Origin of the sequence: Kitasatospora sp. NPDC089797 (assembly GCF_040684795.1) — a bacterium.
Classification (GTDB): domain Bacteria; phylum Actinomycetota; class Actinomycetes; order Streptomycetales; family Streptomycetaceae; genus Kitasatospora.
The window spans coordinates 22293-42249 of sequence record NZ_JBFBGS010000066.1 but is presented as its reverse complement, the minus strand read 5'-3'; the positions used below and the strand labels follow the sequence as shown (position 1 = coordinate 42249).

Below are 19957 nucleotides of genomic sequence, written 5' to 3'. Positions count from 1 at the left end.
GCTAGCGCCAGCGGCCCCTTTCGCACGCCCCCCGCGTGGGTCCTGTCCATCACAACCGTTTCTCCTGAATCCCCGAACTCGTCAGCTACCTCAACATTAGAAGCCTGTTAACAAATCCACATCGGCATGGATGGGGATCGAGGTCATCCTCAGGAGGGAGACCGATCCCCCCTCCGGACCCCCCGTACGGCCGATGGCCCCCCTCCGCCCCCCGACGGAGGGCTACCCCTTCCCGTCCCGGGCCGACACCGGGAGCCGGGGCGCCACCACGGCGGGCCCGGCGTGCCGGCGTCGGAACAGGGCGGGCAGGCTCGGCGCGACGATGAATCCCTCGGCGCGCGCACTCGCGATGCCGATCCGCGGAATCTCGCTGCTCTTCTCGAACAGCAGGTAGCGCGGTTCCCAGATCGGCCGGTACTTGGCGTTCGCGCGGTACAGCGATTCGATCTGCCACCAGCGCGAGAAGAATCCGAGGATGGAACGCCACAGCCGCAGCACCGGGCCGGCGCCGAGCCGCGAACCGCGCTCGAAGACCGAGCGGAACATCGCGAAGTTCAGCGAGACCCGCTTCAGCCCGACCTCCTCGGCGCGCTGCAGCAGCTCGATCACCATGAACTCCATCAGGCCGTTCTCGGTGTCCCGGGCCCGGCGCATCAGGTCCAGCGAGAGCCCGTCCGGGCCCCACGGGACGAAGCTCAGCAGCGCCTTGAGCTCGCCCTCGCCGTCGCTGCACTCCAGCATCACGCAGCGGCCGTCGCCCGGGTCGCCGAGCCGGCCCAGCGCCATCGAGAAGCCGCGCTCGGTCGCCCCGTCGCGCCACTCGTCGGCCTTGGCCACCAGCTCGGCCATCTCCGCCTCGGAGATGTCCTCGTGGCGGCGGATCCGCACCGTGTACCCGGCCCGCTTGACCCGGTTGTACGCCTGCCGGACCACCCGCATCGCGCGGCCGTCCAGCGAGAACTCGTCCAGCTCGACGATCGCCTCGTCGCCCAGCTCCAGCGCGTCCAGGCCGTGCCGGGCGTAGATCACCCCGGCCTCCTCGGAGGCGCCCATCACGGCCGGCGCCCAGGCGTGCTCGCGGGCCTCGGACAGCCAGGCGTCGATCGCGCCCGGCCAGGCCTCCGGGTCGCCGATCGGGTCGCCCGAGGCGAGCGAGACCCCGCCGATCACCCGGTAGGTCACCGCGGCCTTGCCGCTGGGGGAGAAGATCACCGCCTTGTCCCGGCGCAGCGCGAAGTAGCCCAGCGAGTCCCGCTCGCCCTGCTTGTCCAGCAGGCCGCGCAGCTTGGCCTCGTCCTCGGGGGTGAGCAGCTCCTTGCCGCGCGGGCTGCGGAAGGCGACGTAGAGCACCAGCAGGAACAGCACCGCGCCCATCGCGTTGATCGCGGCGTTCACCCAGGTCGGGGCGGCGATCACGGAGCGCAGGTGCTCGGTCGGGGTGATGGTGATCATCCGGCCGACGGAGTAACGGAACAGGTCCCACCAGCCCGCGCCGTCCAGCTCGTTGGTCAGCCAGACCAGCAGCGCACCGACCGCGCCGCCGAAGAACAGCCCGCCGACGAAGGTGGCGGCCGCGGTCTTCGGGTTGGAGCGGTCGCCCTTGGAGGTGAACTCCTTGCGCCCGATCAGCAGCGACAGCACGAACAGGCAGGTCAGGATGGTGGAGATGTAGTTGAGCGGGTGCTTGTTGAAGCGCTCGCCGGGCAGCAGCATGACCGCCAGGTAGAGCAGGGCGAACACACTGCTGAGCGCCGCGTTGAAGATCCACGCGGCCCGCTTGCGCCGCCGCATCGCGACGGCGAGGAACACCGAGAGCACTGCGGCCGCCAGGCCGGAGGTCATCAGGTAGGGGGTGAAGTACTCACCCTCGTTGTGCTCGTTGACCTGGTTCCCCCACGGGACCAGCAGCACGGTGGCCAGGTTGAGCAGCGCCAGCAGGCGGAGGTACCAGACGGAGGCGGCAGCGGCCCTCGGGCGCCAGCGGTCGAGCGGTCCGGTGGGCCGCGGACCGGCGGAGGTTGCGGAGGGCTCCGACTTCACAATGGACGACACAGCTCAATTCCAAACGATCAGATGGTGGGGCGCATCCGCACACGGCCCGGCGCCGGGCGCCCGCACGGGCCCGACGGACTGACCGGCCACCCCCGCCCACCCGGCCGCCCGCAGCGAGCGGCAGGCCGGAAAAGGGCAGCCAACTCCATGGTTCCGCACTATTCCTGAGAATTGCGTGAACCGGGTAGCGGATTCCCACCCCCGCCGAACGGCGGGGGTTGGGACCCCCACGGGTTCGGCACCCCGCCGTACCTACCCCTACTCTCAAAGCGACCCCCGCGGACCGACCGAACCCGGCCGCCCGAACCGAGGAGGCACTCATCACCACCACCCGCGTGCTGATCGTCGACGACGAGATCCTGGTCCGCTCGGGCCTCGGCCTGATCGTGGGGTCCGCCCCCGACCTGGAGGTGGTCGGCGACTGCTCCGGCGGGCAGGCCGAGGACCACGTCCGACGCCTGCGCCCGCACGTGGTGCTGCTCGACATCCGGATGCCCGACCTGGACGGCATCTCGGTGCTGCGCCGGCTGCGCGCCCTGCCCGACCCGCCCGCCGTGGCGATGCTCACCACCTTCGACACCGACGAGTACATCGGCACCGCGCTGCGGGCCGGCGCGACCGGCTTCCTGCTCAAGGACACCGCCCCGGAGCAGCTGGTGCACGCCGTCCGGGTGCTCGCGGCCGGCGGCAACATCCTCTCCCCGACCGTCACCCGCACGGTCATCGGCGGCTACGTGGACGGCGGCGGCCCGGACGCCGAGGCCACCGCGCTGGCCCGCACCCTGACCGGCCGGGAGCTCGACGTCCTCGCCCTGCTCGGCGAGGGCCTGTCGAACGCCGAGATCGCCGACCGGCTCTTCCTCGGCACCGGCACGGTCAAGGACCACATCAGCGCGATCCTGGGCAAGCTCGGCGCCGCCAACCGGGTGCAGGCCGCCGTGCTCGCCCACCGGGCCGGCCTGGTCCGGCCCAAGCCCGGCGACGGGGCATGACGGCCGCCGACCAGCTGCCGTCCCGCCGGCTGCCGGCCTGGTGCACCGCGCCCTGGCTGATGCTGCTGCTGCCCGTCCTGTACTCCCTGATGGACGCCGCGCTGGTGTCCCGGGGCTCCTCCTGGTGGCAGGTGGCGCTCTCCACCCTGGCCGCCGTCGCGCTGTTCTGGCGCCGCCGCTTCCCGGTGACGGTGCTGCTGCTCACCATGCCCGGCACCTGGGTCGAGGCGATCTGGCTGGCCCCGATCACCGCCGTCTACACGGTGGCCACCGAGCGCCCCAGGGCGAAGGTGCTGTTCCCCTGCGCGGCCCTGTTCACCCTGGTCGACTTCTTCCACTGGCCGTTCTCGAACCCGATCATCGACCTCAGCCGGGGCACCGCCCTGGACGCCATCCAGGCCGTGATGCTGGCGGCCGGGCCGGCCGCCACCGGCCTGCTCTCCCGCACCCGGCGGGAACTGGCCGCCCGCCTGGACGAGCTGACCCGCGGCCAGGAGCGGGAGAGCCGGCTGCTCGCCGAGCGGGTGCTGATCAGCGAGCGCGGCCGGCTGGCCCGGGAGATGCACGACGTGGTCTCGCACCAGGTCAGCCTGATCAGCATCCAGGCCGGCGCGCTCCAGGTGAGCACCGCCGACCCGGCCGCCGCGACCGTCGCCCGGACCATCCGCGAGCTGTCCGTGCGGACCCTGGACGAGCTGCGCCAGATGGTCGGGGTGCTGCGCGGCACCGGCGGCCCGCTCCCGGACGCCCCGCTCGCCCCGCAGCCCCGGCTGGCCGACCTGCCCCGGCTGATCGAGGAGAGCGGCCTGGCCGCCGACGCCGAACTGAACCCCGGTGACCGCCCGTGGCCGGAGGCGGTCGAACGGGCCGCCTACCGGACGGTCCAGGAGGCGCTCACCAACATCACCAAGTACGCCCCGGAGGCGGTCGTGCACGTGCGGGTCCGGGCGAAGGGCCGCCGGCTGCGGGTCGAGGTCCGCAACGAGCCACCGCCGGTCCGGCCGGCCGAGACCCTGCCGGGCGGCGGCCACGGCCTGGTCGGGCTGCGCGAGCGCGCCCAGCTGCTGGGCGGGACCCTTACCGCCGGCCCCACCCAGGACGGCGGCTTCGAGGTCCGTGCCGAACTCCCGGCCACCCGCTCCTGACCCCGGCGGCCGCTGCGCCTCCGGGGTCTTGCAAGGTCCTTCGGGACAACGAGAAAGCCCCGCAGATCCGAAGATCTGCGGGGCTTCGCTGTGCGCGAGGGGGGAGTTGAACCCCCACGCCCTTTCGGGCACTGGAACCTGAATCCAGCGCGTCTGCCTATTCCGCCACCCGCGCATGGGTGTCGTCTTCACTGCCGTCCGATCCTCGGAACCGCTCGGTACCATGTGGCCCTCGGCGCTTCCTCGGTCCGGCTCCCTTCCGGGCGGCCCTTCCGACGTGGAAAACATTAGCACGACCCGGGGGGCTGCTCCGAATCCGTTTCCCGGGGAGACCGACCACCTCCGAACGGCTGCGCGACGAACGGGCGGACGAAGGACGGCGGACGGTTCCCACGGACACACCTGGCGTCCCGCACCCGGAATGCGTCACCCTGTGTGTCCGAGCCCACCCCCCGGCACCACGCGGTCCGGGAACCGTACGGAAGGGCCCGGCGTGGATACGATCAGTACGGAAGTACCGCAAGTAGGCACGACCGGCTCCGCGGAGGACGCCTCCCCGGAGGGGCCGGATCGGCAGGCAGGCGAACGAACCCTGGAAGGGGGTGCCCCATGGGGATGATGAAGAAGTTCGAGCAGCGGCTGGAGGGTCTCGTCAACGGCACCTTCGCCAAGGTGTTCAAGTCCGAGGTCCAGCCCGTGGAGATCGCCGGCGCTCTGCAGCGCGAGTGCGACAACAACGCGAGCATCTGGAACCGCGACCGCACCGTCGTGCCGAACGACTTCATCGTCGAGCTCAGCCCGCACGACCACGAGCGGCTCAGCCCCTACTCGGGGCAGCTCGGCACCGAGCTCGCCGGCATGGTCCGCGAGTACGCCGAGGCCCAGCGGTACACCTTCATGGGCCCGCTCCAGGTGAACCTGGAGAAGGCCGACGACCTGGACACCGGCCTGTACCGGGTGCGCAGCCGCACCCTGGCGGCCGAGGAGCCCCAGCAGTACGCCCCGCCGCAGCAGCAGCCCGGCTACGACCGCCAGCCGGCCGCACCGGCCCCCGGCGCACCGTGGCAGCAGACCGGCGCCGGGCAGTACGGTGCGCCCCCGCAGCCGCCCGCGCCCCCCGCGATGCCCCCGGGCCCGCCGGCCGGCGGCAACGTCCGCGCCTTCCCCGGCGCCGGGCACGGCGCCTCGGTCCGCCGCTGGGTCGAGGTGAACGGCGCCCGCCACCAGATCACCGGCGCGGCCTGCGTGCTCGGCCGCTCCACCGAGGCGGACGTCCGGATCGACGACCCCGGGGTCTCCCGCAAGCACGCCGAGATCCGTCCGGGCACCCCTTCGATGGTCCTCGACCTGGGCTCCACCAACGGCATCGTGGTGGACGGACAGCACACCCAGCGCGCTACGCTCCGCGACGGCTCCCGAATCGTCGTGGGCTCCACCACCATCGTCTACCGGCAGGTCGAAGGGTAGTGTCCGAGTTGTTCGCGCGCCTCGCTCACCGACTGGCGGGACGGCCATGTCAGAACTGACCCTCACGGTCATGCGGCTGGGCTTCCTGGCCGTGCTGTGGCTGTTCGTCATCGTCGCGATCCAGGTGATCCGCAGCGACCTGTTCGGCACCAAGGTGAACCCCCGCAGCTCCCGCCGCGGCGCTGGCCCGGGCGCCGCGTCCGGCACCGCCGCCGCGGCCACCGCGGCACCCGGACGTTCCGCCGCGCCCGCCGCCGGCAGCCCCGGCCCGGACCGGGCCCAGGGCGGCGGCCGCCGCCGCGGCGCCCCGACCCAGCTGGTGGTCGTCCAGGGCTCGCTGGCCGGGACCACGGTCGCGCTGCAGGGCCAGACCATCACGCTCGGCCGCGCACACGACTCGACCATCGTGCTGGACGACGACTACGCGTCCTCCCGGCATGCCAGGATCTATCCGGATCAGACTGGGCAGTGGACGGTCGAGGATCTAGGCTCCACCAACGGCACCTATCTGGACCGGCAGCGCCTGACCGCGCCCACTCCGCTCCAGCCGGGCACGCCGATCCGTATCGGCAGGACCGTCATCGAACTGCGGAAGTAGTAGCGCATGAGGGACAGCATCCCGTCCATGACCCAGAGGGGGGCACAGGTCGCATGACCCTGGTGCTGCGCTTCGCCGCCGGCTCCCACAAGGGACTGATCCGGGAGGGGAACGAGGACTCCGGCTACGCCGGGCCGCGGCTGCTGGCCGTGGCCGACGGCATGGGCGGCGCCGCGGCCGGCGAGGTCGCGTCCTCCGAGGTGCTCGGCTCGATCGTCCGACTGGACGAGGACGTGCCGGGTGCCGACCTGCTGACCCTGCTGGGCGACGCCGTCCAGGGCGCCAACGACCGGCTCCGGCAGATGGTCGAGGAGGACCCGCAGCTGGAGGGCATGGGCTGCACCCTGACCGCCATGCTGTGGACCGGCCAGCGGATGGGCATGGTGCACGTCGGCGACTCCCGCGCCTACCTGCTGCGCGACGGCTCGCTGGCGCAGATCACCCAGGACCACACCTGGGTGCAGCGGCTGGTCGACGAGGGCCGGATCACGCCCGAGGAGGCCGAGACCCACCCGCAGCGCTCGCTGCTGATGCGGGCGCTGGACGGCCGCGGCCAGGTCGAGCCCGACCTGTCGATCCGCGAGGTCCGGGCCGGCGACCGCTACCTGATCTGCTCCGACGGCCTCTCCGGCCCGGTCAGCCACCAGACCCTCCAGGACACCCTCGGCAGCTACTACTCGCCCGAGCAGACCGTGCAGGAGCTGATCCAGCTCGCGCTGCGCGGCGGCGGTCCGGACAACATCACCTGCATCGTGGCGGACGTCATCGACGTCGGTGCCACGGACACCATGAGCGGCCAGTTCAACGACGTCCCGGTGGTGGTCGGCGCGGTCGCCGACACCCCGCCGTCCTCGGCCGCCGACCACTCGATCGCGGACACCCCGGCCGGCCGGGCAGCAGGCCTGGGCCGCGGCCCGCAGGGCGCCTTCGGCCCGGCCGAGGGCTACGGCGCGGCCCAGGGCGGCTTCGGCCCCGCCGAGGGCTACCAGGGCGACGGCGGCTACGGCTCCCCCGCCGAGCCCTCGGTGTACGGCACCGAGGAGTTCGACGAGGAACCGCCCGTCAAGCGCAAGCGCCGGGGCCTGACCGCCTCGCTGGCCGTCCTGGTCACCCTCGGCCTGCTCGGCGGCGCCGGGTACTTCGGCTACCAGTGGACCCAGGACCAGTACTACATCGGCGAGGACGGCGACCACGTCGCCATCTACCAGGGCATCAACCAGAACCTGGCCGGGCTGAGCCTGTCCTCGGTGCACGACTCGTACGCCGACACGCCGCTGAAGTGGCTGCCGCAGGACCAGCGCGCCCAGGTGAACCGGACCATCACCGTCGGCAGCCTCGCCGAGGCCCAGAAGACGGCGAACGGCCTCCAGGACTGGGCCAAGCTCTGCCAGAAGGCCGCCGTCCTCGGCGGCACCGCCGCGCCCCAGGGCACCCAGGCCACCAAGGCCGCGTTCCTGGCCGCCACCCCGACCACCCCGGGCGAGCGGGAGAAGCCCCGCAACCCCACCCCGGCCGCGCCGACCACCTCGCCGACCCCGAGCGCCCCGGCCCAGAACGCCACCCCGCCGGCGGCCGCCGCACCGACCGAGCAGCCCCAGCAGCCCGCGCAGTCCCAGCTGTCCGACGACGAGCGCAGCCGGGCCGAAGCCTGCCCGAAGCAGTGACGTCCGTGATCCGACATAGGTCCGCCCGGAGCGGGTTCGCCGGCCGTCAGGGAGCGGTCACCACGTGAGCAGCTACCACCTGAGCGGCGACACCGAGCAGAGCGGCGGCCGGCGCCGGGCGTCGGCCGGTCGCGCCGCGACCCGACGCCGGGACAACACCACCATCTCGCTCCAGGGCACACCGAACCGGCGCAACACCGAACTGGCCCTGCTGGTCTTCGCGGTGCTGCTGCCGATCCTGGCCTACGCCAACGTGGGCCTGGCGATGGACGGCCGGGTCCCGACCGGGATGCTCGGCTACGGCCTCGGCATGGGCGCGCTGGCGCTGGTCGCGCACCTGCTGGTGCGCCGCTTCGCCCCGTACGCGGACCCGCTGATGCTGCCGATCGCCACCCTGCTGAACGGGCTCGGCGTGGTGATGATCTGGCGCCTGGACAAGGCCGGCCACCTGCTCAGCGGCAACTTCCCGGCCGCCCGCAACCAGCTGATGTGGTCGGCCCTCGGGGTCGCGCTGTTCATCGGCGTGATGGTCTTCCTGAAGGACCACCGGGTGCTCCAGCGCTACACCTACATCTCGATGGTGCTGGCACTGGTGCTGCTCGCCGCGCCGGCCTTCTTCCCGGCCCGGGCCGAGGACTTCGGCGCGAAGATCTGGATCCGGATGGGCGGCTTCTCCATCCAGCCCGGCGAGTTCGCCAAGATCATCCTGACCGTCTTCTTCGCCGGCTACCTGATGGTCAAGCGGGACGCCCTGGCGCTGGCCAGCCGCCGCTTCATGGGCCTGTACCTGCCGCGCGGCCGCGACCTCGGCCCGATCATCGTGATCTGGCTGCTGAGCCTGCTGATCCTGGTCTTCGAGAACGACCTCGGCACGTCCTTCCTGTTCTTCGGCCTGTTCGTGGTGATGCTCTACGTCGCCACCGAGCGGACCAGCTGGATCCTGTTCGGCCTGCTGATGTCGGTCGGCGGCGCGGTCATGGTCGCCATGACCACCAGCCACGTCAAGGTCCGCATCGACGCCTGGCTCGACCCGATGGCCGCCTTCGCGCCGAACCCGCCCAGGGGCGCCACCGAGCAGATCGGCCAGTCGCTGATGGCGCTCGGCTCCGGCGGGGTGACCGGCTCCGGCCTGGGCCAGGGCCGCTCCTGGCTGATCAACTTCGCCGCCAAGAGCGACTTCATCCTGGGCTCCTTCGGCGAGGAGCTCGGACTGACCGGACTGCTGGCGATCTTCCTGCTGTACGCGCTGCTGGTGCAGCGCGGCCTGCGCACCGCGCTCGCCGCCCGCGACCCCTTCGGCAAGCTGTTCGCCGTCGGGCTCGCCTCGGCGATGGCGCTGCAGGTCTTCGTCGTGGCCGGCGGGGTCACCGGACTGATCCCGCTGACCGGTATGACCATGCCGTTCCTCGCACAGGGCGGTTCGTCCGTCGTCGCCAACTGGGCGCTGGTCGCGATCCTGCTGAAGATCAGCGACAGCGCCCGCCGTCCCGGGGTCGAACCGACCCCGGTCACCGAGGGCCAGGGAGGACCCGCCCGATGAACAAGCCGATCCGACGGGTCTCGATCTTCTGCCTGGTGCTGATCCTGGCCCTGATGGTGCGCACCAACTGGGTGCAGGGCGTCCAGGCCGACTCCTGGGCCTCCAACGTCAACAACAAGCGCCAGCTGTACGACCGCTACGCCCACCCGCGGGGCAACATCATCGTCAGCGGCCAGCCGGTGACGAACTCGGACTTCGTGAACGGCCTGCGCTACAAGTACAAGCGCTCCTGGGTCAACGGCCCGATGTACGCCCCGGTCACCGGCTACTCCTCGCAGGCGTACGGCTCCAGCCAGCTGGAGAACCTGGAGGACGGCATCCTCTCGGGCACCGACGACCGGCTGTTCTTCCGCAACACCCTGGACATGCTGACCGGCGAGCAGAAGCGCGGCGGCGACGTGGTCACGACCATCAACGCCAAGGTCCAGAAGGCCGCCTTCGACGGCCTGGGCGACAAGAAGGGCGCGGCGGTCGCGATCGACCCGAAGACCGGCGCGATCCTGGCCCTGGTCTCCACCCCGTCCTACGACCCGGGCACCTTCGCCGGCGGCGACAGCGGCGACACCAAGGCCTGGCAGGACCTCAACGCCGACCCGAACAAGCCGATGCTCAACCGGGCGCTGCGCGAGACCTACCCGCCCGGCTCCACCTTCAAGCTGGTCACCGCCACCGCCGCCTTCGAGAACGGCCTCTACCAGGGCATCGACGACGTCACCCAGACGCCGGACCCGTACACCCTGCCCAACACCCAGACCGTGCTGAAGAACGAGAGCCCCAACGAGCGCTGCGGGAACGCCACCGTCAAGTCCGGGATGGACCAGTCCTGCAACACGGTGTTCGCCAAGATGGGCGCGGACCTCGGCAAGGACAAGATGCGCGCGCAGGCCGAGAAGTTCGGCTTCAACAGCACGATCGACACCCCGGTCCGCTCCGAGAAGAGCATCTTCCCGGACAGCGCCAGCTCGGACGGCACGGCCCAGGACTCGATCGGCCAGCACGACACCCGCGCCACCCCGCTGCAGATGGCCATGGTCTCCGCCGCGATCGCCAACAACGGCAGCCTGATGCAGCCCTACCTGGTCGACCAGGAGCGCTCGGCCTCGCTGACCACCATCTCCAAGCACACCGAGAAGCAGTTCTCCCAGGCGATGAGCCCGGCCACCGCGCAGAAGATGCAGGACCTGATGGTCTCGGTGGTCGAGAACGGCACCGGCGGCAACGCCAAGATCCCCGGCCTCCAGGTCGGCGGCAAGACCGGTACCGCCCAGCACGGCGAGGACAACGCCGGCCTGCCGTTCGCCTGGTTCACCTCCTGGGCCAAGACCCCGGACGGCCAGTCGGTCGCGGTCGCGGTGGTGGTCGAGGACGGCTCGCAGAACCGCGACGGCATCAGCGGTGGTCGCCTCGCCGCGCCGATCGCCAAGGCGGTGATGCAGGCCGCGCTCTCCAAGTAGGGGGCGTGGGTGAGGCGAATGTCACGATCGGCACCCCGGTCCGGATACCGGTCTGATATCGGCCGACGGCTGACTCCGGTCCGGTGCGGTGCGACCGGTAGCGTATCCGCCAGCAGCGGGTGTGCCCGTTGCCGCCCGCGAGGCGGCGCACGGCCCGGCCGGAGAACCGGCCGCGGGCCGCGCGGCGTCACCCAGAGCGTGCGGGGACACCTACGTCACAACCTCACCGGCGGGTGAGGGAGAGGGTCGGAACTATGGAAGAGCCTCGTCGCCTCGGCGGCAGGTACGAGCTCGGCGGCGTCCTCGGACGCGGCGGCATGGCCGAGGTGTACCTCGCCCATGACACCCGGCTCGGCCGTTCCGTCGCAGTGAAGACGCTCCGGGCCGACATGGCCCGGGATCCGTCGTTCCAGGCCCGCTTCCGCCGCGAAGCACAGTCGGCGGCGTCCCTGAACCACCCAGCGATCGTCGCCGTGTACGACACCGGCGAGGACTACATCGACGGGATCTCCATCCCGTACATCGTGATGGAGTACGTCGAGGGTTCGACGCTGCGCGAGCTGCTGCACTCCGGCCGCCGGCTGCTGCCCGAGCGGGCGCTGGAGATGACCATCGGCATCCTCCAGGCCCTGGAGTACTCGCACCGGGCCGGCATCGTGCACCGCGACATCAAGCCGGCCAACGTGATGCTGACCCGGCAGGGCAACGTCAAGGTGATGGACTTCGGCATCGCCCGTGCGATGGGTGACGCCGGGATGACCATGACCCAGACCTCGGCCGTGATCGGGACCGCCCAGTACCTCTCCCCCGAGCAGGCCAAGGGCGAGCAGGTCGACGCCCGCTCCGACCTCTACTCCACCGGCTGCCTGCTCTACGAGCTGCTGACCGTCCGCCCGCCGTTCGTCGGCGACTCCCCGGTCGCGGTCGCCTACCAGCACGTCCGGGAGGAGCCGCAGCCGCCGTCGGTCTTCGACCCCGAGGTGCGCCCCGAGATCGACGCGATCGTGCTCAAGGCGCTCGCCAAGGACCGCGACTACCGGTACCAGAGCGCCGACGAGATGCGCGACGACATCGAGCGCTTCCTCGACGGCCTCCCGGTCGCCGCCGCCCAGCAGGCCGCCGCCTACGGCATGGGCGCGGCCGGGTACGGCTACGACCAGAACGGCTACCCGCAGCACGACCCGTACGGCCAGACCAACATGCTGCCCCAGCAGCCCGGCGGCGGTCCGACCACCGTGCTGCCGCAGGCCTCCGGCTACCAGGAGGACGGCTACGGCGCCGCCGGCGGGCAGGGCGGCGGCCACGACGGCTACGACGACGGCTACGGCCAGGGCGGCGGCCGGCGCGCGGACGACCGGCAGAAGAAGAGCAACACCTCCTGGATCGTGCTGGCGGTCGCCGCCGTACTGGTCCTGGTGGGCACCTTCTTCGTGGCCCAGGCGATGTTCAGCGACAAGGGCACCACGGACGCCCCGAAGGTGTCGGCGCCGAACCTGGTCGGCAAGAGCCTGGCGGACGCCAAGACCGCCGCCACGGCGGCCGGTGCCAAGCTCGTGGTCACCGAGGGCGACCGGATCGCCTGCCCGGACGCCGGTGTGAAGAAGGACCAGGTCTGCACCCAGACCCCGGCGGCCAACACCCAGGTCTCCGAGGACGCCCACATCACGGTGCAGCTCTCCTCCGGGCCGACCAAGGTCCAGATCCCGACCGTGACCGGCAAGACCAAGGACCAGGCGATGCAGGCCCTGACGGCGGCCGGCTTCACCAACGTCGGCACGCCCGACTACAAGGACGACGACACCGCCCCGCAGGACACCGTCCTCTCCCAGGACCCGGCGGCCGGCACCTCGGCCGACCCGAGCGCCCCGGTCAAGCTGACGATCTCGCAGGGCAAGTCCAAGCAGACCGTCCCGAACGTGGTCGGCGCGCAGAAGGATGACGCGCAGAACCAGCTGCAGAGCCTCGGATTCCAGGTCGACACCTCCAAGACCGCGCAGACCAACGACCCCACCAAGGTCAACACCGTCTCCTCGCAGTCGGTCGCGCCGAACACCAAGGTCCCGGTCAACACCAAGATCTCGCTGACCATCTTCAAGGCGCCGGAGAAGTCCACCGTCCCGCCGCTGCAGAACTCCAAGCTGTCCGACGCCGTCGCCGCGCTGGGCAAGGCCGGCCTGGGCTACACCGTGGTCTCCGGCCCGCAGGACAACAACGCGATCGTCATGCAGAGCATCCCGGGGGCCGGCACCCAGCTGGACCCGAACACCCAGGTGCAGCTGATGACCCGTCCGGCCGATCCGGCCAAAGGAGGCGACTCCTCCACCTCACCCCCCGGCAAAGGGGGCAACAACTAAGCCCTTCTTCCCCTGGTTCTGAGACCGGGGGCGGGAGCGCCCAGCAAGGCCCGAGGGCCCGTCGCGGTGATCGCGACGGGCCCTCGGGCGTTCGGTCCGTCAGGTCCGTCCGGCTCGGCAGGTCGGGTCGTCAGGTCCGGCCGGCCGAGCCGGATCAGCGCAGCTCCGGCGGCGGGGTGCGCTTGGCGTCCATGGCGTCCACCCGCACCAGGCTCCCCCAGACGGCCATCCGGTACCGCGAGGTGTACACCGGCGTGCAGGTGGTCAGGGTGATGTAGCGGCCCGGGCCGCCGTACCCGGAGCCCGCCGGGACGGGCGCGACGATGCCGGTGTCGTACTTGGACGTCTCCGGCAGGGTGTTGTCGACCTTGTAGACGTACCACTTGTCCTTGGTCTCGACCACCACCGCGTCGCCCTTGTGGACGGCGTCCAGGTCGTGGAACTTGGCGCCGTGGCCGTCCCGGTGGGCGGCCAGCGCGAAGTTGCCCGTCTGGTCCCAGGGCATCGCGGACTTGTACGGCTGCTCGTAGACGCCCGCCACGCCCTCGTCCAGGACCTCGGTGGAGGTGCCCATCCGGATCAGCACCTGGAAGTCCCGGCCCATCGCCGGGACGTGCAGGAAGCCCACGTCGTCCCCGATCGCGGCCGCCCCCGGGGCGCCGGTGGGCCCGTCGGCGGGGCCGGCGGTCGGACCGGCCGCCCAGGAGCTGCGCAGCTTGTCCCCGGCGGCCGCCGCGGAGCGGTCCGCCTGCACGTTGGTCCACCAGAGCGAGTAGGCGACGAACAGGCCGAGCACCAGGCCCAGGGTGATCAGCAGCTCGCCGAGGACGCCGAGCGCGGCCAGCGCCCGGCTCCGGCCCTTCCCCGGCCCCCGCACGGGTCCGGGCGCGGGGAAGGCCTCCTGGCCCGGCTCGGCCGCCTGCGCGGCCCCGTCGTCCTGCATCTGCGGTGCTCCCCCTCCGGTACCGGGCCCGCGGGCGGCTACCCGCTGGTGATCGCGTCCGGCTTGCCCTGGCTGCGCGGCCGCTCCTCGATCATCTTGCCAAAGAGGATGAGGCGGTACTTGGAGGTGAACTCCGGGGTGCAGGTGGTGAGCGTGATGTACCGGCCCGGGCCGGTGTACCCGGAGCCGTTCGGCACCGGCTTGATCACGCTCACGTTGCTGGGCGGGGTCTGCGGGATGCCGCCGGTGATCTCGTAGGTGAAGTACCCGGCGGCGGTCTCGACGACGACCTTGTCGCCCTTGCCGAGCTGGTTGATGTACCGGAACGGCTCGCCGTGGGTGTTGCGGTGCGCGGCCAGCGCGAAGTTGCCCGCCTGGTCGCCGGGCATCCCGGTGCCGGGGTAGTGGCCGACCAGGCCCTTGTCGAGCACCGACGCCTTGTCGGTGCCCTCGGCGATCGGGAACTTCAGCCCCAGCTTGGGCAGGTAGATGATGGCGAAGCCCTTGCCGGGCGCGAACACCTCCGGCTTGTTCGGGTCCGCGGCGGGCTGGCCCGGGCCGGCCGGCGGGGCGTCCCACTGCTGCTCCAGCTGGTCCCGGGCGCTGCTGGCGGCCGCGTCGGCCTGCACGTTGGTCCACCAGAGCTGGTAGGCGACGAACAGCAGCATCACCACGCCGAGGGTGATGCACGCCTCCCCGACGAACCGGGCGGCCACCACGACCGCGGACTCCTTGGGACGGGCCCCCGCGGCCCCCCGGCCCTTCGCCCGGCGCCGTCCGCCGCCGGCCCGGACCGAGGTGCGGCCCTGGGCGGCCCGGCGGCGCTCGGCCCGGCCGCCGGTGGGCGGGGCGGTCTCGGCGCCCGGCGCCGCTTCGTCGAGGGGCAGCCGCAGCTGGAGGGTCTGGTCGGGCAGCCACGGGTACTCGGGGCCGTCCACGACCGGCTGCTCGGCCTGCTCGTAGACGCCCCAGGCGTCCTCGGGCGCGCCCCCGGCCGGATGCTCCGACGGGTACGGCCCGCCGGGCGCCGCGTCGCCGTACTGCGGGGCTCCGTACTGCGGGGCGCCGTACCGGTCGCCGTACTCGGTGCCCTGGTACTGCTGCGGGCCCCCGTACGGACCGGCCTCCGGCTGGTAACGCCCCTCCGGGCGCACCGCGGTCACGCCGCTCAGCCCCGGCCGATCACCGGGGCGAGCCCGGCCGACCGGTCCACGGCCTGCGGGAAGCCGCACTCCGCCAGCCAGTTGGCGAGCATCCGGTGCCCGCCCTCGGTCAGCACCGACTCGGGGTGGAACTGCACGCCCTCGACCGGCAGTTCACGGTGCCGCAGGCCCATGATCACGCCGCTCTCGGTCCGCGCGGTGACCACCAGACCGTCCGGCACGGTGGCCGGGTCGACGGCCAGCGAGTGGTAGCGGGTCGCGGTCAGCGGCGAGGGCAGTCCCTCGAACACCCCGCCGTCCTCGTGCTCGACCGGCGAGGTCTTGCCGTGCAGCAGTTCCGGTGCCCGGCCGACCACCGCGCCGTACGCGACCGCGATCGACTGGAGGCCCAGGCAGACGCCGAACACCGGCAGCCCGATCCCCGCGCAGTGGTGCACCATCGCGATGCAGACCCCGGCCTCCTCGGGCGCCCCGGGCCCGGGGGAGAGCAGCACCCCGTCGAAGCCCTCCTCCCCCGCCCGGCGGACGGCGTGCTCGACGGTCACCTCGTCGTTGCGCACCACCTCACAGGTGGCGCCGAGCTGGTACAGGTACTGGACCAGGTTGAAGACGAAGCTGTCGTAGTTGTCCACGACCAGGATGCGGGGCTGGGTCGACTGGGTGGTCATGCGCGCGTGGTCTCCGTGGGATGCGGTGCTGGGAGGGGTGTTCCGGGCCCGCCGGGTCAGCCGGCCGCGGCTCCGTCGCCGCCGTCCACTGTGACGTCACCGAAGGGGAGCAACGGTTCCGCCCACGGGAAGACGTAGGTGAAGAGGAGGTAGACGATCCCCAGGATCAGGAGCAGCGAGATGACGGCCCGGACCAGGGTGTTCCCCGGCAGGTGGCGCCAGATCCAGCCGTACATGGTGCTCCCTCTAGCTAGCGGACTGGGGTCAAGAGTAGACCCGGGATCAACGGCCGCGAGGCCGGTCCGGCACTGCCGTCGCCGCCACCGGCTACGGCTGCCCGCCCGCCGAACGCAGTTCGGTGGTGCCGGTGTACCCCGGCAGCGTCAGGTCACCGCTCTCCTGGACCTTCCAGCCCAGCCCGTACGCCTGGACGTACTGCAGGTAGTTGCGGATCGTCGGGTCGGCGTCGACGGCCGACCGCAGGGCGTCCGTCTTCCCGACCGCCCGGACCACGTACGGCGGGGAGTAGACCCGGCCCTGGAGCAGCAGGGTGTTGCCCACGCAGCGGACGGCGCTGGTGGAGATCAGCCGCTGGTCCATCACCTGCACGCCCGCCGCGCCGCCCCGCCACAGCGCGTTGACCACGGCCTGGATGTCCTGCTGGTGGATGACCAGGTCGTTGACGCCGGGCTCGGGGACCCCGGGGATGCGCGCGGTGGCGTTCGGCGGGGCGTCGTTGAGGGTCACGGTCAGCCCGCCGCCCTGGAGCGGCTCCAGGGCCGCGCCGAGCCGCAGGCCGTCCAGCCGGGCCGCGTCGGCCGGGTCGTGGCCCTGCTGTTCGGTGAGCTCCTGCGCCCGGGCCTGGAGGTCGGCCAGCTGCGCCTGCGCCTGCTGGTTCTGCGAGCTGCGCTGGCGGACGACGTCACCGAGGCTCAGCAGCGAGTTGTCGGTCCGCAGGTCGGTGCCGCGGGCGGTCTGGGCGCTGATGTAGAAGAGCAGCCCGGCGAGCGCGAACACGGCGCAGGTCAGGGCACGACCGACAATTCGGGTGCCGGAACGGCGGGTGACGGCCTTCCCGGGGGGAATCGACAAATTAGTCACCGTACCCTTATCTCCTTGAGACCCGCCGAGCCACTACGCTAACGGACGCCGGTGGCAGGCGGGGGAGCGGTCTCAGAGCGCTCTCCACGTCCGACCGTCGGCGTCTCGCCCGCTGCACCTCTGCGCGGTCTCACAGCGCATCGACAGGAGAGCTCCTCGTGCCGAAGTCTCGACTCCGCAAGAAGTCCGACTACACCCCGCCCACCACGGCCGCGGTGAAGATCAGCTCGGGCCGCGGTTGGGTCGCGCCGCTGATGCTGGCACTGTTCCTGATCGGCCTGGTGTGGATCGTCACCTATTACGTGACCAGCGGCAGCTACCCGGTCGAGAGCTGGCGGAACTGGAACATCCTGGTCGGCTTCGGCTTCATCGCGGCCGGCTTCGGCGTCTCCACCCAGTGGAAGTGACGCTCCCCGCGTCCTGAGGCTCACGTTCGAGCCACATCCGCCGCTTCGGATCGCGGGCCCCGGAGCGGCGGTCAGGCATGCCCGGAACCGGTCCGGAACGCGGCCGGCCGCCCACCGCCGTGCAGCCCTACGATCACACGGTCACGCTTATCCACACGGTTATCCACACTGGGGAAAAGTCCCCACAGCCTGTGGATAACTTTCCCGGTCGGGGCCGCCCACGCCTGTGCACAACTCCGCGGAAACGCGGAAACCGCACAGGAGGACACGCGTAGAACAACAGTCCACAGGAGGGGTGGCACACAGCCTGTGCACAACCCCGCACCCGCTGTGGACAAACGTCCGGGCCGTCACGCGCCGTAGAGGGCCATCCCGGCCAGCAGCAGCGCCGCCTCCAGCACCAGGGCCCCGGCCACCGTCAGCCCCTGGACCAGGCCGCGGCGCCCGCGCGGGGCGTACATCAGGCCGAAAGCCGTCAGCGCGCCGATCACCAGCCCGCCGATGTGCGCCCGCCAGTCGATGGCCGGCCCGGCCCCGCCCGGGCCGCCCCTCGCCCCCGAGAAGGTGATCACCAGGTTGAAGACCAGCAGCGCCATCGCCGGGCCGATCGGGCCCCGGTTCCGCAGCTGCATCACGACCGTGGCCCCGATCAGGCCGAAGATCGCCCCGGACGCGCCGAGCGAGATCACCCAGTCGCCGGCCACCAGGAAGGTGAGGGTGCTGCCGCCGAGCCCGGCCAACAGGTAGAGGGCCAGGAACCGCAGCCGGCCGAGCGCCTGCTCCAGCGACGGGCCGAGGAAGAACAGCGCCAGCATGTTCATCCCGACGTGCCACCACTCGAGGTGCAGGAAGGTGGCGGTCAGCAGCCGGTACCACTGCCCGGGGCCGTCGGCGACGCCGTACGGACCGCCGAGCCGGTCCCGGCCGGCGCTGGCCAGCGACCAGACCTGGCCCAGCCGCGGCGTGAGCACGTAGGCGGCCAGGACCCAGACCACCAGGTTGATCCCGATCAGCACCCGGGTGACCAGTCCCCCGTCCGCGGTCGGCACCCCGCCGAACCGGGTGGTCCCCCGCCGCGCCCCGGCATGCCCCTGGCCGACGCACTCCGGGCACTGGAAGCCGACCGAGGCCGCCACCATGCACTGCGGGCAGATCGGCCGTTCGCAGCGGGTGCAGGAGATCCCCGTGGCCGTCTGCGGGTGCCGGTGGCAACCCGGCAGCCCGCCCTGCGGGGACGGCTCCGTCGACTGCCGCGGCTCGTCCGGGAGCATCAGCGCGTTCCCCTTCCCCTACCCGACCACCGGAGCCGCCAGCCTACTGCCGTCCCCCTCCCGCCGACCCGGCCCGTCCCCCGCCGGGGCCCGCGTACGGCCCACCCCGGCGTGCCCGTGGGCAAATCCGGATGCATGATCAGCATTCAGGTGGATATGTGCATAAAGGACGCCACCCAGGAGGAGAGACTCGTGAGCTTTTCGGACTCGGCCCGTGACACCGCCACCAGGACCCGGGACACCGCCGCACAGTTCGCGGACGGCGCCAAGCAGCGCCTCGGGCCCGCCCTGGACGCCCTCGGGCCCAAGGCCACCCAGGCCGCCCACCACCTCCGTGTCCACTACGACAAGCACCTGGCCCCGCAGTTCAACCAGGCCTTCGCCGGCCTGTCGCCCGAGGCCCAGCAGAACGCCCTGAGGGCCTTCCACCGGGCCCAGGAGGCCGCTCTGGCGGCCCGCCTGTCCGCCACCCGCGCCGCCGACCAGGCCCGCTGCACGGTCGCCCCCAGGGTCGCCCAGGCCGTCGAGGACGCCCGCGCCGCGGTCTCCCCGGTCGCCCACGAGGCCCAGTCCCGCGGCGCGGCCGCGCTGACCGCCCTCCAGGGCCACGTCAGCTCGGCCGAGATCAGCGAGCTCGCCGCCCGGAACGCGAAGCGCCGGCAGCGGTGCGGCGGCTGGGCGACCGGCCTCACGGTGGCCGGCGTCCTGGCGGTCGGCGGCGGTCTGGTCGCCTGGCAGTGGTGGCGCCGGCACAGCAACCCGGAGTGGCTGGTCGAGCCGCCGGCCCCGGAGTCGCCGCGGCCGGCCGGTGCGACCGCCGCCACCTCCCCGGTGAACGGCGCCGCGCCGCAGGAGGCGGCGGGCTCCGCGGAACCCACCGAGGACGACGGCCCGCAGGCCTGACCGGCGGGCCCGGAAACGCTGAACGGCGGCCGACCCGTTTCCGGGTTGGCCGCCGTTCAGGTGCTGTGGAGCATAGGAGACTCGAACTCCTGACATCTGCCTTGCAAAGGCAGCGCTCTACCAACTGAGCTAATGCCCCTCGACGGCACGGTGCGTGCCGACGGGCACTAGCGTACCGGGTTCCGGCGTCGTTCCGACCGCCGTCCCCCACGGGGAACCGGACGCTCCGGTCGGG

The 19957-nt window shown here is 72.1% G+C and carries 17 protein-coding genes and 2 tRNA genes; 10 read left to right on the top strand and 9 right to left on the bottom strand.

Going from position 1 to position 19957, the window contains the following annotated elements; genetic code table 11:
* Positions 1 to 222 precede the first annotated feature (222 nt).
* Positions 223 to 2043 carry a phosphatidylglycerol lysyltransferase domain-containing protein gene (locus tag AB0O91_RS36570; RefSeq protein WP_363442508.1) on the bottom strand — a complete coding sequence of 607 codons (1821 nt, stop codon included), beginning with the start codon at positions 2041 to 2043 and terminating at the stop codon, positions 223 to 225.
* A gap of 347 nt (positions 2044 to 2390) precedes the next feature.
* Between AB0O91_RS36570 and AB0O91_RS36565 the strand changes: the two genes are divergently transcribed.
* Complete coding sequence (locus AB0O91_RS36565; protein WP_363442505.1) at positions 2391 to 3044, top strand: response regulator transcription factor; 654 nt, start codon at positions 2391 to 2393, stop codon at positions 3042 to 3044.
* Positions 3041 to 4189: a histidine kinase gene (locus tag AB0O91_RS36560; RefSeq protein ID WP_363442476.1), complete on the top strand. Its 1149-nt coding sequence runs from the start codon at positions 3041 to 3043 to the stop codon at positions 4187 to 4189. Before AB0O91_RS36565 ends, AB0O91_RS36560 begins: the two co-directional genes overlap by 4 nt.
* 91 nt (positions 4190 to 4280) lie before the next feature.
* Here the strand turns inward: AB0O91_RS36560 and AB0O91_RS36555 are convergent.
* Positions 4281 to 4364, bottom strand: a tRNA-Leu gene (locus AB0O91_RS36555).
* 434 nt (positions 4365 to 4798) lie between these two features.
* On the opposite strand from AB0O91_RS36555, the gene AB0O91_RS36550 reads away from it, so the two are divergent.
* The 6 genes from AB0O91_RS36550 (at position 4799) to pknB (ending at position 13266) form a co-directional block, all read left to right on the top strand.
* Positions 4799 to 5656, top strand: a complete 858-nt coding sequence (locus AB0O91_RS36550) for a DUF3662 and FHA domain-containing protein (RefSeq protein WP_363442473.1) — start codon at positions 4799 to 4801, stop codon at positions 5654 to 5656.
* 46 nt (positions 5657 to 5702) lie between these two features.
* Positions 5703 to 6254: an FHA domain-containing protein gene (locus AB0O91_RS36545; RefSeq protein ID WP_363442470.1), complete on the top strand. Its 552-nt coding sequence runs from the start codon at positions 5703 to 5705 to the stop codon at positions 6252 to 6254.
* Positions 6255 to 6307: 53 nt separating this feature from the next.
* The gene (locus AB0O91_RS36540) at positions 6308 to 7918 is read left to right on the top strand and encodes a protein phosphatase 2C domain-containing protein (protein ID WP_363442467.1); all 1611 of its coding nucleotides are present in this window, start codon (positions 6308 to 6310) and stop codon (positions 7916 to 7918) included.
* Between the two features lie 163 nt (positions 7919 to 8081).
* Complete coding sequence (locus AB0O91_RS36535) at positions 8082 to 9458, top strand: FtsW/RodA/SpoVE family cell cycle protein (protein WP_363442502.1); 1377 nt, start codon at positions 8082 to 8084, stop codon at positions 9456 to 9458.
* Complete coding sequence (locus tag AB0O91_RS36530; protein WP_363442464.1) at positions 9455 to 10912, top strand: penicillin-binding transpeptidase domain-containing protein; 1458 nt, start codon at positions 9455 to 9457, stop codon at positions 10910 to 10912. Before AB0O91_RS36535 ends, AB0O91_RS36530 begins: the two co-directional genes overlap by 4 nt.
* A gap of 254 nt (positions 10913 to 11166) precedes the next feature.
* A complete protein-coding gene (gene pknB / locus AB0O91_RS36525) occupies positions 11167 to 13266 on the top strand; it encodes a Stk1 family PASTA domain-containing Ser/Thr kinase (protein ID WP_363442461.1) in 2100 nt (699 codons plus the stop codon).
* Between the two features lie 154 nt (positions 13267 to 13420).
* Here pknB and AB0O91_RS36520 read toward each other — a convergent pair whose 3' ends face one another.
* From AB0O91_RS36520 to AB0O91_RS36500, 5 genes are all read right to left on the bottom strand, one after another.
* Entirely contained in the window at positions 13421 to 14209 is a 789-nt protein-coding gene (locus tag AB0O91_RS36520; RefSeq protein WP_363442458.1) for a class E sortase, read from the bottom strand.
* Between the two features lie 38 nt (positions 14210 to 14247).
* Complete coding sequence (locus tag AB0O91_RS36515; RefSeq protein WP_363442455.1) at positions 14248 to 15372, bottom strand: class E sortase; 1125 nt, start codon at positions 15370 to 15372, stop codon at positions 14248 to 14250.
* 5 nt (positions 15373 to 15377) lie between these two features.
* Positions 15378 to 16040: an aminodeoxychorismate/anthranilate synthase component II gene (locus tag AB0O91_RS36510; protein ID WP_363442452.1), complete on the bottom strand. Its 663-nt coding sequence runs from the start codon at positions 16038 to 16040 to the stop codon at positions 15378 to 15380.
* A 56-nt stretch (positions 16041 to 16096) separates the two neighbouring features.
* Positions 16097 to 16276 (bottom strand): hypothetical protein, encoded by a 180-nt coding sequence (locus tag AB0O91_RS36505; RefSeq protein WP_350748960.1) that lies wholly within the window; start codon positions 16274 to 16276, stop codon positions 16097 to 16099.
* 91 nt (positions 16277 to 16367) lie between these two features.
* On the bottom strand, positions 16368 to 17132 hold the full coding sequence (locus AB0O91_RS36500; protein ID WP_363442448.1) for a DUF881 domain-containing protein: 765 nt from the start codon (positions 17130 to 17132) through the stop codon (positions 16368 to 16370).
* A gap of 167 nt (positions 17133 to 17299) precedes the next feature.
* Here AB0O91_RS36500 and crgA point away from each other — a divergent pair, with 167 nt between their 5' ends.
* Positions 17300 to 17548: a cell division protein CrgA gene (gene crgA, locus AB0O91_RS36495; protein ID WP_270145659.1), complete on the top strand. Its 249-nt coding sequence runs from the start codon at positions 17300 to 17302 to the stop codon at positions 17546 to 17548.
* Positions 17549 to 17898: 350 nt separating this feature from the next.
* On the opposite strand, the gene AB0O91_RS36490 is transcribed toward crgA, so the two are convergent.
* Positions 17899 to 18819, bottom strand: coding sequence for a rhomboid family intramembrane serine protease (locus AB0O91_RS36490; protein ID WP_363442444.1), 921 nt, complete (start codon positions 18817 to 18819; stop codon positions 17899 to 17901).
* A gap of 192 nt (positions 18820 to 19011) precedes the next feature.
* Here AB0O91_RS36490 and AB0O91_RS36485 point away from each other — a divergent pair, with 192 nt between their 5' ends.
* Positions 19012 to 19722 (top strand): DUF5324 family protein, encoded by a 711-nt coding sequence (locus AB0O91_RS36485; RefSeq protein ID WP_363442441.1) that lies wholly within the window; start codon positions 19012 to 19014, stop codon positions 19720 to 19722.
* Between the two features lie 66 nt (positions 19723 to 19788).
* On the opposite strand, the gene AB0O91_RS36480 is transcribed toward AB0O91_RS36485, so the two are convergent.
* Positions 19789 to 19861: transfer RNA gene (locus AB0O91_RS36480), tRNA-Ala, on the bottom strand.
* Between the last annotated feature and the right edge of the window lie 96 nt (positions 19862 to 19957).

What these genes read in the sequence shown, in the direction of transcription:
- AB0O91_RS36560 (WP_363442476.1), top strand. Translation starts at nt 3,041, where the DNA reads ATGACGGCCGCCGACCAGCTGCCGTCCCGCCGGCTGCCGGCCTGGTGC.
- AB0O91_RS36550 (WP_363442473.1), top strand. Translation starts at nt 4,799, where the DNA reads ATGGGGATGATGAAGAAGTTCGAGCAGCGGCTGGAGGGTCTCGTCAAC.
- AB0O91_RS36545 (WP_363442470.1), top strand. Translation starts at nt 5,703, where the DNA reads ATGTCAGAACTGACCCTCACGGTCATGCGGCTGGGCTTCCTGGCCGTG.
- AB0O91_RS36540 (WP_363442467.1), top strand. Translation starts at nt 6,308, where the DNA reads ATGACCCTGGTGCTGCGCTTCGCCGCCGGCTCCCACAAGGGACTGATC.
- AB0O91_RS36530 (WP_363442464.1), top strand. Translation starts at nt 9,455, where the DNA reads ATGAACAAGCCGATCCGACGGGTCTCGATCTTCTGCCTGGTGCTGATC.
- pknB (WP_363442461.1), top strand. Translation starts at nt 11,167, where the DNA reads ATGGAAGAGCCTCGTCGCCTCGGCGGCAGGTACGAGCTCGGCGGCGTC.
- AB0O91_RS36520 (WP_363442458.1), bottom strand. Translation starts at nt 14,209, where the DNA reads ATGCAGGACGACGGGGCCGCGCAGGCGGCCGAGCCGGGCCAGGAGGCC.
- AB0O91_RS36510 (WP_363442452.1), bottom strand. Translation starts at nt 16,040, where the DNA reads ATGACCACCCAGTCGACCCAGCCCCGCATCCTGGTCGTGGACAACTAC.
- AB0O91_RS36505 (WP_350748960.1), bottom strand. Translation starts at nt 16,276, where the DNA reads ATGTACGGCTGGATCTGGCGCCACCTGCCGGGGAACACCCTGGTCCGG.
- AB0O91_RS36490 (WP_363442444.1), bottom strand. Translation starts at nt 18,819, where the DNA reads ATGCTCCCGGACGAGCCGCGGCAGTCGACGGAGCCGTCCCCGCAGGGC.